This is a genomic window from Streptomyces sp. NPDC057654 (assembly GCF_042800135.1).
Classification (GTDB): Bacteria; Actinomycetota; Actinomycetes; order Streptomycetales; family Streptomycetaceae; genus Streptomyces.
In genome coordinates this window covers 1-12,118 of record NZ_JBHVHQ010000181.1, presented here as the reverse complement: position 1 = coordinate 12,118, position 12,118 = coordinate 1, and the positions used below count along the sequence as shown (strand labels likewise).

Genomic DNA, 12,118 nt, shown 5'->3' with positions numbered 1-12,118 from the left:
CGCCCGCGGCAATGGTTGCGCTCGCGAATCGCGACCGATTCCCGGAATCCTCTCGCGCCTTCCCCGGTATACGCTCCGCCCCGCGACGCGAACTTCGGCAATTCACCGAAACGTTCACTTCACGACGCTAGGCTGACTTCCGCCCGGTGGATCATCGCCTGCGGCCGCCGCACCGCGCCGGCCTGGAACCGGAAGGCCAGAATTCCGGAACCCTGGAACGCCGGAACGCTGGAACGCCGGACATCCGTTACGTCTGTCCGATCGCGCCGTCGCCGGTCCGGCCATGATCATCATTTGGATGGCACAAGCCTCATGTCGTGGTTCGAATCCTTCGTCCTCGGGCTCGTCCAGGGGCTGACCGAGTTCCTCCCGATCTCCTCCAGCGCCCATCTGCGGCTCACCGCCGCTTTCGCGGACTGGAACGACCCGGGCGCGGCTTTTACCGCGGTCACGCAGATCGGCACCGAAACGGCCGTGCTGATCTATTTCCGCAAGGACATCGCGCGGATCGTCTCGGCGTGGTTCCGGTCGGTCGTCGGAAAAGGTGAGCGGGGCGACAGAGACGCGCGGATGGGCTGGCTCGTCATCATCGGCTCGATCCCCATCGGCGTGCTCGGCCTGCTGCTCAAGGGCGCCATCGAGGGCCCGTTCCGCGATCTGCGGCTGATCGCCGCCACTCTCGTGGTGATGGGGCTCGTGCTGGGCTTCGCCGACCGGCGGGCCGCGCGCGACGAGGGCGGCGGGCGGCACCGGGCCGCGACCCAGCGCAAGGATCTGACGGACCTCGACGTCAAGGACGGGCTGATCTACGGCGCGTGCCAGGCGCTGGCTCTGGTGCCGGGGGTGTCCCGGTCGGGCGCGACGATCAGCGGCGGGCTGCTCCTGGGCTACACCCGCGAATCGGCCGCCCGGTACTCCTTCCTGCTGGCCGTGCCCGCGGTACTGGCCTCCGGCGTCTTCGAGCTCAAGGACGCGGGCGACGGCCATACGGCGTGGGGGCCGACGGCCCTCGCCACGCTCATCGCCTTCGCGGTCGGCTACGCGGTGATCGCGTGGTTCATGAAGTTCATCTCGACCAGGAGCTTCATGCCCTTCGTGGTCTACCGGATTCTGCTTGGGCTGCTCCTGTTCGCGCTGGTCAGCATGGGGGTGTTGAGCCCGCACGCGGGTGAGTCGGCGGGGTAGTTCGGGGCCTCACAGGTGGCGCTATCTAGCATTTTCTAGCGCCTGATTGCAGCACCGCGCCATGATCATCTCCCACTCATCTCCCACCGGGGAGGCGGGACACCACCCCACTAGAACGTGTGCGTCCGCAAAGTAGGGGATGGCGCGGAAGGGCCCGGGTCAGTCGAGGCTGAGGCGCGCCAGCAGGCCCTGGACGCGGTCGGCGAGCGCCTTCTCCGGGTCCGGGCTGATGGTGGCAAGTGCCACTGCGGCCGTCACGATGACGTCGCTCAGCTCCTTCTCGACGAGCCGCCAGCGCGGGCGGTGAGGACGTCGAGGGTGTAGCGGTCGGGGTTGCCGTAGTCGGCCAGGCCCATGAGCTTGCCGGAGCTGGTCCAGTTGTCGAGTCCGAGGTGTTCGGCGACGCTCTCGTAGAACCAGCCCAGCGACTAACTGAACGGGAACTGGCGCAGGACCTTCAGTCCGTCAGCGGTGCCGTGGGCGAGGGCGGCGGAGACGCCGTCGCCGGAGCCATCGACCACCAAGACGGCGGCCTCGCCGAAACCGCTGGAGTGGAAGGCGGAGGCGGCGTGCGCGAAGTGGTGCTCGATCACGGTGACCTGCCGGGGCCGGTGGTGGCCGAACAGGGCGGGAGCGAGGAGTTCGGCTATCAGCTCGGCATCCGTGCAGATGTTGCTCGGCTTACTGATCATTTCAGAATGAGTTGAGCTACGGATCTTGTGCTCGACGATCTTGGTCGGCATCATGTTCCGGATGCGTGCTGATCGTGTTCCGGATGACCTGCGGGCGCGGGTGGCGCCGCTTCTGCCGCCCGCTCCCGAACGGCGTCACCGCCACCCGGGCCGACTGCGTGTTCCGGACCGAGCGGCCTTCGCGGGTGTCCTGTACGTCTTACGCACCGGTGTCGCCTGGCGCGATGTCCCGGCCGAGACCGTGGGCTGCTCTGGCGTAACGGCCTGGCGCCGGCTGCGGGACTGGACCGAAGCTGGCGTCTGGCCACGTCTGCACGCCGCCCTGCTGACCGAACTGCGCCGCGCCGACCTGCTGGACCTGGATGACTGTGCCGTGGACGGTTCTCACGTCCAGGCCCTCAAAGGGGAGATCACGTCGGCCCCTCTCCCGTCGACCGTGCCCGTCCCGGCTCCAAGCACCATCTGATCGTCGACCGCCATGGCACCCCGCTCGTCGTCACGCTCACCGGTGGCAACCGCCATGACGTCACCCAGCTCCTGCCGCTGCTGGACGCAATGCCAGCGATTAGGGGTCTGCGAGGCCGTCCCCGCCACAGCCCCCGGCGTCTGTATGCCGATCGGGGCTACGACTTCGACAAGTACCGTCGTCTGCTGTGGAAGCGCGGCATCAGGCCGATGATCGCCCGGCGCGGCGTCGCGCACGGCTCCGGGCTGGGCAAGGTGCGCTGGGTGGTCGAGCGCGCCTTCGCCTGGCTGCACCAGTTCAAGCGGTTCCGCATCCGCTACGAACGACGTGCGGATCTTCACCAGGGCCTGCTCGAACTGGCTTGTTGCTTCATATGCCTTCGCCGCCTCCGAACTTCATTCTCCGATGATCAGTAAGGGGTGCTCGCCAGCTGGGTAGCAGTGTCGTCGCCTCGTTCAGGGCCTCAGCGAGGTCGAACGTCAATGCCGGGCCAGTCCGTGGGTCTTCGCTCCGCTTGTGGCCGGCGTGATCCTGCTCGCTGCCTTCGTGTGGGGGCATAACCACGCGACTAGCCGCCGCTGCGCGCATCCGGGGCTTCACTCCTCGGGGACCACCTCCAGGGTGTTGCGGCGTACGGGCTCGGTCGACATCGTCACCGAGTACTCGCTGTCCGCGTACTTCTCCAGGTAGGAGGCGTCGACGGCCTGGTTGGTCTCCTCGTCGTCGGGGGCGACGGGTACGAAGCGCACCGGCTTGTCGACCCCGCCGGCCGAGATCCGGCCCCGGCCGGTCTTCAGCGCCGGCCCGTACCACTTCCCCTGCGTGCCGTTGTAGGAGCGGATGAAGATCCGGTTCCCGACGGGCACGGACCAGATGTCGACGGTCTTGGGGGTGGTTCCGTCGGGAAGGGTCGCCCCGACGGTGAAGTAGGTCTCGGCGTTGATGCGGTCGAGCTCATCCGGGGTCCAAGCGGCCATGGCGGTCTTCCTTTCGCGTCTGCGGTCATGCTGCCCCGCGTGATCGGTGCGGGGCAGCGACGACTGCCCGGGGCAGAGCTGGCCGGCGAAGAAGGGGCCGAGCGTGCTGACGGCCTCGGCGACCTCCTTCTCGCCGTCGTAGAGCTCCATGTGGTTCGATCCCTCGACGACGTGAAAGGACTTGTCCTTGCTCGCGGCGCGCGCGAACAGGTCATCGCTCATCCACTTCGATCCGGCCTCGCTGCCCGCGACGACCAGCAGCGGCTGCGTGAGGAACGCCTCGGCCTTGTGGAAGGCGTCGTAGGTGATGATCTGGCTCAGACTGCGCGTGGTCATGAAGCCGGGTGCGTTGGGGTGCTCGCAGCGCGGCGTGTGGTAGTACTCCCACGCCTGGCGCAGTTCCTCGTTCGGCGCGTCTTCCTCGCGCATCGGTGCGAGCGGGAAGGGGTTGTCCTTGCCCTGGACATCGGTGGTGCGGGCTTCGGCGCCCATCGCGAGCAGGGGGGCGGCGTCGGCGTCGGCGACGTCGTTCGTCCAGCCGTTGCGGAACATCTGGCCGATGTTGACGAGGCTCACGGTGCCCACGGCCTTGATGCGGGGGTCGTTGATCGCGGCGTTCGCGGTGTAGCCGGCCCCGGCACAGATGCCCATCGCGCCGATGCGGCTGCTGTCCACGTAGTCGAGCGTGGTCAGGTAGTCGACCACGGCGCTGACGTCCTCAGTGCGGATGTGCGGGTTCTCCAGCTGTCGCGGCTCCCCGGTGCTCGCGCCCTGGAACGAGGCATCGTAGGCGACGGTCACGAAGCCGTGCTCGGCGAGCTTGCCCGCGTACAGGCCGGCTGCCTGCTCCTTCACGCCGCCGCCCGGGTGGGAGACGACGATCGCCGGGTAGGTCTTCGACGCGTCGAAGCCTTCCGGGAAGTTGATCACTGCGGCGAGGGTGGTGCCGTAGCCGTTGAGGGTCCTGATGCTGATGTTCTCGCTCATGATTTTCCTCGGGTCTGCTGTCGAATGGGTTTCTGGGTGGGCCGGGCTCACAGGTGGGTGCCGACGAACTCCGTCGCGGCTTCGATGGCCTGGCGCGTCGGCTCCGGCCGGTCGTAGAGGTCGTAGTGCGAGGTGTCCTCCACGACGAGGAGCCGCTTGTCCTTCGAGGCGGCGCGACCGTAGATCTCCTGGCCGTCGCGGTAGGCGCCGAACCCGCCGGGCTTGTCGCCGATCACGACCAGTAGCGGCCGGGTGAGCAGCTGCTCGGCGCCGAAGAACGCGTCCCAGCCGATCGCCGCCGCGCGACGCGACAGCACCGCGCTCGTGGCGCCGCCCGGGCTCTGTCCCCGGCCGGTCTTGTAGTAGTCCGTGGCCTCCAGCACGTCGATGTCCGTCAGCCCCGTCTCCCGTCCGGCCTCGACCGAGGCAGGCAGGAGGTCGTCGACCCGCGGATCCGCGCCGCGCGCCTCGGCGGTGCGCTGCGCCGCCATCTGCTCCAGAGCGCCGATCGGGTCGTAGCCGCTGAACGACTCGCGGCTGAGGCGTCCGAAGCTGACGCCGGTGATGCTGGTGACGGCCTTGATCCGGCGGTCGGTCATGGTCGCGTTGATGACGTAGCCGCCACCGCCGCAGACCCCGATCCCGCCGATGCGGTCCACATCGACGTACGGCAGCGTCACGAGGTGATCGACCGCGACGCGGGCGTCCTCCACACGCTGCGCGGGATCCTCGACCAGACGCGGCTGCCCGCTGCTCTCACCCTGGTAAGTGGCGTCGAAGGCGAGTACCACGTAGCCGGCCTCCGCCAGCGCCTTCGCGTACACGTTGCCGGCGGTCTGTTCCTTGCAGCTGCCGATCGGGGGAACGCTCACGATCGCCGGATAGGAGCCGTTCTCGTCGAAATCCGCGGGGAGGTGGAGGATTCCCGCCAGGTCCCAGGCCATCCCCCGGGGAACGGAAGCTCACGCGCTCGGTCCGTTCAGTCATGATTCCTCCTGGCTGTCCCACTCATCGTCGTACGGGAGCCGGGCCGGCGCCCGTCGGCTCTTACGACATCAACTGTGGGTGCCCTCGATCGAGGGTGGAAGGTTGCAATAGAACCCCCCTCAGAGGGGGGTCTGGCGGAACCTGGCCCCTGGCCCCGATCACCCATAGCGTGAGGTCATGGCACCGAAGGACGAACGGGTACGGGACTTCCTGGCCACCCGCCGCGCGAAGATCACCCCCGACATGGCCGGCATCCCGAAGGGCGGCGGAGCGCGCCGCGTCCCCGGCCTGCGCCGGGAGGAAGTCGCGATGCTCTCCGGCGTCTCGGTCGACTACTACACCCGGATCGAGAAAGGCGACCTGACAGGGGTCTCCGACGAGGTCCTCGACGCCCTTGCCCGTGCCCTGCAGCTGACCGAGGACGAGAGCGCCTACCTCTACGACCTCGCCCGCACCGCGCGCCGCCCCTCGCGTGCGAGGAGACAGCCGAAGGTCGCGGCGGGCGTGCCGCAGCAGGTACAACTGCTCATCGATGCGATGAGCGCCACCCCCGTCATCGCCCTGAGCAAGAGGCTCGACGTCCTCGCGTCCAACGCTCTCGGCCGGGCCCTGTTCGACATGGCCTTCACCAGCCCGACCCGGCGCTCATCAGCCTCCCCGCCGAACCTGGCCTCCGTCGTCTTCCTCGACCCCGCCGCGGCCAAGTTCTACGACGACCTCGACGATGCGGCAGCCGCGTGCGTGCGCATCCTCCGTGCCCAGGCGGGCGCGACACCGCACGACAAGCAGCTGATACAGCTCGTCGGCGAGTTGTCCACGCGAAGCACCGACTTCAGATCCCGCTGGGCCGCTCACGATGTCGGCGTCCACCGCGCGGGCAGGAAGACCCTCCACCACCAGGTCGGAGAGCTCATCCTGGGCTTCGAGGAACTGACCCTCGACTCCTCTCCCTCCATCACCTTGTCCGCGTACATTGCCGAGCCCGCCTCCCCCACTGCCGAGCGTCTGCAACTGTTGGCCAGCTGGGCAGCTACGACCGCGGCGGCGCACCCGTGAATCAGGCTGAGCTGCCCGTCGACGCGGGCCTCCCGCTGCCGACAGGCCGACAGGCCGACAGGCCGACAGGCCGACAGGCCGACAGGCCGACAGGCCGACAGGCCGACAGGAACAAGATCAGCACGCACCTGGGACACCCTGGCGACCATGCTCGTCGAGCACAAGATCCGCAGCCACCTCATTCTCAAACCATCAGTAAGTGCGCGCCCCATCTCGACGATCGACCGGCTGTGAGTTCGGGTCTGACCCAAGCATCAAGGAAGGCTGAGATCTGACATCGGACCGCGTCCGGAGGTCGAGTCTGGCGCACGCACTCTGCGACCTCCACTGGACTTCCGAATACGTTCCGAATACTATGGATCCATGACCATAGCAGCAGACCTCCCCGTGGCGACTCGGCGTTCCTCGGACCTGAGTAAGCACTCCGCCGAGGTCTTCGCCGAGGCCGAGGACCACCCCGTGACGGTGACCCGGCGCGACGGCGAGGCTCTGGTCCTGATGTCGCAGCGCGAGGCCGAGGGTCGTGCCCGCTTGCTGAACTTTGCCGCGCAGCTCATCACCGTCACCCTCGACGACCGCGGCTCGCTCGCCGAGCGGATGTCCAAGGCCTTCCCTTGGATGCTCGCGCTGTCGCCGGCCGACCGGGAGTCCTGCGCGCAGGACCTCGTCGATGCGGCGCGCGCGTCGTTCTCCACCGACCAGCCGCACCGCGCGATCGCAGAGCTGACCTCCTGGAAGGAGACGGCCACCGCCGTCGCGGCCGGGCTCAGCAGCGGCAGCGCCGGTCTGGAGTGGCTCGACGACGATGAGACCGTGGAGCGTCCCTAACCGTGCTGGCCGCCAGGAAGGGCGAGCTGGTTCCTCGCCCTCCGAAGAAAATCGAGTACGAGATCCGCTTTGCCACAGCCGACGCGCAGAAGGGATGGCGCGACCTCGTCGCGACGATCCGCAACCCCATAACGGAGACCTGGGACTTCCTCACGCGGACGCCACTGTCCACGACGCCGACGAACTATCGGCTCAAGGGTGAGCTCGGCGTCATCGAGCGTGGCGGCGCGACCCATGAGAGGTGGCAGCACAAACCGACTGCGAAGGGCACCGCGCGCATCTGGTTTTACGTCCACGAGCGCACGGTCTTCCTGGAGCAGGTGCACACGAGCCACCCGAACGAGACGAAGTAGGCGCGCTTCGCAGCCTCGCACATCGTCGGTGAGCGCGCATCCGATGGGGATCGCTGTGTGGCTGCCTTGGCCGGGGACTTTGAGCGCGAACGCGAGAGGAGCGTGACCGCACCCCGTGCCGCCGGTGCCGAGTACCGCTCCCACGGCCCCCAGCCGTCCGGTGTGGTGCTCCGCGTCCACGACGTGCACTGGCCTGAGAGCCTGCCCGGCGCAGGATGGCGGCGAGCCGGTCGACGTGCGACTGTGACAGAGGAGACGCGCCGTCGGCCTTACTGATCGTTTCAGAATGCGGTGGGTAGTCGTCTCAAGCAGATGATGGTGCAGGCGAGTTCGAGGAGTCCCTGGTGGAGGTCGGCGCGTATCTCGTAGCGGATGCGCAGGCGTTTGAACTGATGCAGCCACGCGAAGGTGCGCTCTACGACCCAGCGGGTCTTGCCCAGGCCGGAGCCGTGTGGGGCACCGCGGCGGGCGATCTTCGGGGTGATGCCGCGCTTGCGGATCAGCCGGCGGTACGTGTCGAAGTCGTAGCCGCGGTCGGCGAACAGCCGCCTGGGCCGGTGCAGCGGCCGGCCCCGGAGCCCTTTGATCCGGGGTATGGCGTCCAGCAGAGGCATCAGCTGGGTGACGTCGTGGCGGTTGCCGCCGGTCAGCGACACGGCGAGCGGGATGCCGTGCCGGTCGACGATCACATGGTGCTTGGAGCCGGGACGCGCGCGGTCGACCGGTGAAGGGCCGGTGTGAGCCCCCCCTTTGAGGGCTCGGGAGCCGTCGATCGAGCAGTCGTCCATGCCGAGGAGTCCGGCACTGCGGAGCTCGGCCGGCAAGGCCGCGTGGAGGCGGGGCCAGACCCCGGCCTCGGTCCAGTCCCGCAGCCGCCGCCGGCAGGTCACCCCGCTGCAGCCGATCCGCTCAGCGGGCACATCCGCCCAGGCCACCCCCGTGCACAGCACGTACACGATGCCCGCCGGCGCAACCCGGTCATCCACCGGCTTGCGGCCGGGGAAACGATGCCGACGCGGCGGCCGGGCCGGGAGCAGCGGAGCTATCCGCTCCCACAGATCATCGGGTACAAGATCGTCAGCCATGCAGTAAACCCTGCCCCGTGCCGACCCCAACTCCCAGCCGCCACACCGAACTCATTCTGAAACGATCAGTTACAGAGCTGCTTACCTTGCACCTGCCGAAAAACTCATCCGTCCCGGTGGGGGCTGGCGTACGGGTGGTGTCGAGCGCGGGCGTTTGGGCGGGTGCTCTGGGCACCTGGTGGTCGCCCCGGCATGATGGCCGGTCGTGCTGCTGCGACTGACCCATCTCGCTGTGACGAACGTGTTCGCCCTGCTACGCCTGCTGGTGATGAGCGACCATGGCAAGGACATCGAGATTTTCGCGCTGCGTCATCAGAATCGGGGTACTGGAGCGCCGACTCGACGGTCGGAGAGTGGGGAATTGCCTGACACGGGCGTTCCTGGCGGCGCTGGGTCTGCCGCCCGAGGTGCTGCGTCGGATGCGGCTGCTGGTGCGGCCCGACACCGTGCTGCGTTGGCACCGCGACATAGTCGCCCGCCGCCACGCCGCCCGGTCCCGGCCGAAAACCGGGAGCCGACCGCGCACCGCGCGCTCCATCCGCGCCCTGGTCCTGCGCCGGGCCCTCAAGAACCCGACCTGGGGCTACCGGCACCTGCACGGTGAACTGCTCATCCTCGGCGTGAAAGTGGCGGCGTCCACGGTCTGGGAGATCCCCAAGGAGGCCAGGATCCCGCCGGCACCCGAAGAGATTGCCGATTCGCTGCAAACCAGGTGCCTGCGCTTCGTGGCCAGCGAGGGAGAGCGCTGGAAGGCGCCATCTCCCACTGCTCTCCCATTTCGACCTTGAAGAGTGGTGGAAACAGCAGGTCAAAGCGGCTCAGGACCTTGACACTTGAACTGGTTCATCAAGTTCATCTCGACCAGGAGCTTCCTGCCCTTCGTGGTCTACCGGATTCTGCTCGGGCTGCTCCTGTTCGCGCTGGTCGGTTTCGACGCGCTGAGCCCGCACGCGTGCGGGAGCGCGGGCTGAACGGCGCTCGGCCGCACGAAGGTACGTACTACAGAAGCGTTCAGCCGCGCGGAAGGAGGGCCCTGCCGGACGGCGAACTGGCGGGGCCCTCCCCCATCAGCCGGACACGGGCTCGCCCTCAGGCGGCGCCTCGTCGGCCTCGGCCGCCGCCTTCGGCGCCCCGGCCCAGGACCGCAGCGCGTCCATGTCGGCGAAATTCGCCACGTCCCGGTCCAGATTTCCCGCGGAACTGTACTGGTGGAAGGTCCACGAGTGTTTGACCGCGGGGTGCCCGGCCGCGTGCTCCGGGTCCGCGATCCACAGTCCGTCTCCGGCCTGGCTGGTGGTGTCCCGGTGCAGCCAGTAATCGCGGTTGCAGTAGAGAACGACCTTGTGTCCGGGCGCCTTGCGCTTCACATGGGCGAGCCAGGCGTCCTTTTCCGCACACGTGACGCTGGTGCTCTCCCAGTCGAAACACAGGATGTCCCCGGCCCTCAACTTGATTTTCCCGAGGAAATAATCCCCCTGCGCGGTCATCGAGCCCCCGCTGCCGAAGTGGTAATAGCCGACGACGAGCCCCGCCTTGCGGGCCCGGTCGCGCTGGGCCACCCACTTCGGGTTCGTGTACGAGGTGCCCTCGGTCACCTTGACGAACGCGAAGTCGATGTCATCCACCGGGTATTTCTCGCTCTGGTAACTGCTGACGTCAATGCCGTGAAGCATGCCGGTCTCCTCCAGGGTTGCGGACAGCGACAACTCGCTATAGCAGTATCGGTGTTGGTCCCGCGCCGGAGCGAGAGCACTGTCCCTCGTACGAGGGACGGCATCAAAGGTTTCGCGAGACGTACTCGGGATAAAGGCGCATACGCCCCGAAGGCCCGGCCGTGCTCCTCTTCTTGTGGGCGCTCTCGACGCGCCCGCGCGTCCCTCGCGTGCTCTTCTTGTTGTTCCCTGACAGCTCCCCCGCCAATCTCTTGTGGCCATTTGCGTCGGGTGCTTACTAAAGTTCGGCAGATGACAGATTCGGTGATGAATCCGGGCACACCTGACCGCCGCAGCGCCATCCGGTACCTCTGGTGGCTGGTGGCCAGTCAGCGTCACCGGATCGCCGCCGGAGCGCTGTTGGGCAGCCTCTGGATGGTCTGCCTGACGCTGCCGCCGTACGTGCTCTCCCGCGCCATCGACGACGGGCTCCGGGCGGGCCGCACCGGCGCGCTGGCCGGCTGGGCGGCGGCGCTGCTCGGCGTCGGGGTGCTCAACGCCTGGCTGGCCATCATGCGGCACCGCACCATGACCAGGGTCCGGATGGACGCCACCTTCCGCACCGTGCGGGTCGTGGCGCTCCAGACGACCCGGCTGGGGGCCGCGCTGCCGCGCCGGATGACCGCGGGCGAGATCGTCACCATCGGGATGGGCGACGTCCAGACCATCAGCCAGACCCTGACCCTCACCGGTCCGGGCGTCGGCGCGGTCCTCGCGTACATCGTCGTCGCCGCGCTGCTGCTGTCCGTCTCCTGGCTGCTCGCCGTCGTGGTGCTGCTCGGCGTGCCGCTGCTCGCCCTCGTGCTCGGCCCGCTGCTGGAGCGGCTCCAGGGCAGGGAGAGCGCGTACCGGGAGCATCAGGGCACGCTCGCCGCCCGCTTCATGGACCTCGCCGGGGGCCTGCGGGTCCTGAACGGCCTGGGCGGCAAGGAGGTCTTCGCCGAGCGCTACCGGCAGGGCTCGCGGGCGCTCCAGGCGGAGGGGTACCGGGTCGGGTCGGTGACGAGCTGGATCCAGGCCCTCGGCCTCGGGCTGCCGGCGCTGTTCCTCGCCGCCGTGACCTGGCTCGCGGCCCGGATGGCCGCCCAGGGAACGATCAGCGTGGGCGAACTCGTGGCGGTCTACGGCTACGTCGCGGTCCTGGTGGTGCCGGTGGCGTTCTTCATCGAGGGCGGCTACGACCTCAGCCGCGGCCTGGTGGCCGCCCGGCGCGTCATCCGCCTCCTGGACCTGGAGCCCGATCCCGCGGGCAGCGGGGCGACGGCGGACGCCCCCGGGCCGCCGTCCGTACTGTGTGACCCGGACTCCGGCGTGGAGGTCGCGCCCGGGAAGCTGACCGCGCTGGTCAGCGGCCGGCCGTCGGAGACCGCGGCCGTCGTCGACCGCCTCGGCCGGTTCGCCGAGTCGGCGGCCACCTGGGGCGGCGTACGCCTCGGGGACATCGAGCTGACGCAGGTACGGGAGCGGATCCTGGTGGCGGACAACGAGGCCGACCTGTTCTCCGGCACGCTGCGCGAGGTCGTCGCGGGCCGCGCGGACCCCGCCGTACTCGACGGATGCGACGAGCCCGACCAGTCCGACCAGTCCGACGAGGGTGCCGCGCCCCGTACACCCGACGCGACAGCCGTCGGCCGGGCCCTGCGCGCCGCCGCCGCGCAGGACATCGTCCTCGGCCTGCCGAAGGGCCTCGATTCGCACATCGACGCGCAGGGCCGCAACCTCTCCGGCGGCCAGCGGCAGCGCGTCCGGCTTGCGCGGGCGCTGCTGGCCGACCCCGAGGTGCTGATGGC

General features: G+C 68.7%; 12 protein-coding genes and 1 pseudogene. 8 read left to right on the top strand and 5 right to left on the bottom strand.

Annotation, left to right across the window (positions count from 1 at the left end; all coding sequences use genetic code 11):
- The first annotated feature begins 312 nt into the window (after nucleotides 1–312).
- The gene (locus tag ACFU99_RS16365; RefSeq protein ID WP_384391828.1) at nucleotides 313–1,185 is read left to right on the top strand and encodes an undecaprenyl-diphosphate phosphatase; all 873 of its coding nucleotides are present in this window, start codon (nucleotides 313–315) and stop codon (nucleotides 1,183–1,185) included.
- A 428-nt stretch (nucleotides 1,186–1,613) separates the two neighbouring features.
- Here the strand turns inward: ACFU99_RS16365 and ACFU99_RS16360 are convergent, their stop codons facing one another.
- The gene (locus ACFU99_RS16360) at nucleotides 1,614–1,877 is read right to left on the bottom strand and encodes a carbamoyltransferase N-terminal domain-containing protein (RefSeq protein ID WP_384391822.1); all 264 of its coding nucleotides are present in this window, start codon (nucleotides 1,875–1,877) and stop codon (nucleotides 1,614–1,616) included.
- Nucleotides 1,878–1,938: 61 nt separating this feature from the next.
- Here ACFU99_RS16360 and ACFU99_RS16355 point away from each other — a divergent pair.
- A protein-coding gene (locus ACFU99_RS16355) for an IS5 family transposase (RefSeq protein WP_384391825.1) occupies nucleotides 1,939–2,759 on the top strand; the annotation gives its coding sequence in 2 pieces (ribosomal slippage) (nucleotides 1,939–2,278 and nucleotides 2,278–2,759; 822 coding nt in all).
- Between the two features lie 180 nt (nucleotides 2,760–2,939).
- Here the strand turns inward: ACFU99_RS16355 and ACFU99_RS16350 are convergent.
- Together ACFU99_RS16350 and ACFU99_RS16345 are read right to left on the bottom strand one after the other, a co-directional pair.
- A complete protein-coding gene (locus tag ACFU99_RS16350; RefSeq protein ID WP_384391819.1) occupies nucleotides 2,940–4,307 on the bottom strand; it encodes an alpha/beta fold hydrolase in 1,368 nt (455 codons plus the stop codon).
- A gap of 47 nt (nucleotides 4,308–4,354) precedes the next feature.
- Nucleotides 4,355–5,251: an alpha/beta hydrolase gene (locus ACFU99_RS16345; RefSeq protein WP_384391816.1), complete on the bottom strand. Its 897-nt coding sequence runs from the start codon at nucleotides 5,249–5,251 to the stop codon at nucleotides 4,355–4,357.
- 220 nt (nucleotides 5,252–5,471) lie between these two features.
- Between ACFU99_RS16345 and ACFU99_RS16340 the strand changes: the two genes are divergently transcribed.
- The 3 genes from ACFU99_RS16340 (at nucleotide 5,472) to ACFU99_RS16330 (ending at nucleotide 7,531) form a co-directional block, all read left to right on the top strand.
- Nucleotides 5,472–6,350, top strand: coding sequence for a helix-turn-helix domain-containing protein (locus ACFU99_RS16340; RefSeq protein ID WP_384391813.1), 879 nt, complete (start codon nucleotides 5,472–5,474; stop codon nucleotides 6,348–6,350).
- Nucleotides 6,351–6,713: 363 nt separating this feature from the next.
- The gene (locus ACFU99_RS16335; protein ID WP_384391810.1) at nucleotides 6,714–7,178 is read left to right on the top strand and encodes a prevent-host-death protein; all 465 of its coding nucleotides are present in this window, start codon (nucleotides 6,714–6,716) and stop codon (nucleotides 7,176–7,178) included.
- Between the two features lie 2 nt (nucleotides 7,179–7,180).
- A complete protein-coding gene (locus ACFU99_RS16330; RefSeq protein WP_384391807.1) occupies nucleotides 7,181–7,531 on the top strand; it encodes a hypothetical protein in 351 nt (116 codons plus the stop codon).
- A 281-nt stretch (nucleotides 7,532–7,812) separates the two neighbouring features.
- Here the strand turns inward: ACFU99_RS16330 and ACFU99_RS16325 are convergent, their stop codons facing one another.
- Nucleotides 7,813–8,616, bottom strand: a complete 804-nt coding sequence (locus ACFU99_RS16325; RefSeq protein WP_384391804.1) for an IS5 family transposase — start codon at nucleotides 8,614–8,616, stop codon at nucleotides 7,813–7,815.
- A gap of 353 nt (nucleotides 8,617–8,969) precedes the next feature.
- On the opposite strand from ACFU99_RS16325, the gene ACFU99_RS16320 reads away from it, so the two are divergent.
- Both ACFU99_RS16320 and ACFU99_RS16315 read left to right on the top strand, forming a co-directional pair.
- Nucleotides 8,970–9,404 carry a hypothetical protein gene (locus ACFU99_RS16320; RefSeq protein ID WP_384391801.1) on the top strand — a complete coding sequence of 145 codons (435 nt, stop codon included), beginning with the start codon at nucleotides 8,970–8,972 and terminating at the stop codon, nucleotides 9,402–9,404.
- A gap of 51 nt (nucleotides 9,405–9,455) precedes the next feature.
- Nucleotides 9,456–9,587 (top strand): annotated as a pseudogene (locus ACFU99_RS16315) (undecaprenyl-diphosphatase); the annotation flags it as partial.
- 96 nt (nucleotides 9,588–9,683) lie between these two features.
- Here the strand turns inward: ACFU99_RS16315 and ACFU99_RS16310 are convergent.
- Nucleotides 9,684–10,289, bottom strand: coding sequence for a glycoside hydrolase family 25 protein (locus ACFU99_RS16310; protein ID WP_384391798.1), 606 nt, complete (start codon nucleotides 10,287–10,289; stop codon nucleotides 9,684–9,686).
- 291 nt (nucleotides 10,290–10,580) lie between these two features.
- Between ACFU99_RS16310 and ACFU99_RS16305 the strand changes: the two genes are divergently transcribed.
- On the top strand, nucleotides 10,581–12,118 hold a 1,538-nt coding region (locus ACFU99_RS16305), incomplete at its 3' end, for an ABC transporter transmembrane domain-containing protein (RefSeq protein WP_384391795.1).

Excerpts from the sequence above, each read along its gene's own strand:
- ACFU99_RS16350 (WP_384391819.1), bottom strand. The coding sequence starts at position 4,307 with ATGAGCGAGAACATCAGCATCAGGACCCTCAACGGCTACGGCACCACC.
- ACFU99_RS16335 (WP_384391810.1), top strand. The coding sequence starts at position 6,714 with ATGACCATAGCAGCAGACCTCCCCGTGGCGACTCGGCGTTCCTCGGAC.
- ACFU99_RS16340 (WP_384391813.1), top strand. The coding sequence starts at position 5,472 with ATGGCACCGAAGGACGAACGGGTACGGGACTTCCTGGCCACCCGCCGC.
- ACFU99_RS16360 (WP_384391822.1), bottom strand. The coding sequence starts at position 1,877 with ATGATCAGTAAGCCGAGCAACATCTGCACGGATGCCGAGCTGATAGCC.
- ACFU99_RS16310 (WP_384391798.1), bottom strand. The coding sequence starts at position 10,289 with ATGCTTCACGGCATTGACGTCAGCAGTTACCAGAGCGAGAAATACCCG.
- ACFU99_RS16365 (WP_384391828.1), top strand. The coding sequence starts at position 313 with ATGTCGTGGTTCGAATCCTTCGTCCTCGGGCTCGTCCAGGGGCTGACC.
- ACFU99_RS16325 (WP_384391804.1), bottom strand. The coding sequence starts at position 8,616 with ATGGCTGACGATCTTGTACCCGATGATCTGTGGGAGCGGATAGCTCCG.
- ACFU99_RS16345 (WP_384391816.1), bottom strand. The coding sequence starts at position 5,251 with ATGGCCTGGGACCTGGCGGGAATCCTCCACCTCCCCGCGGATTTCGAC.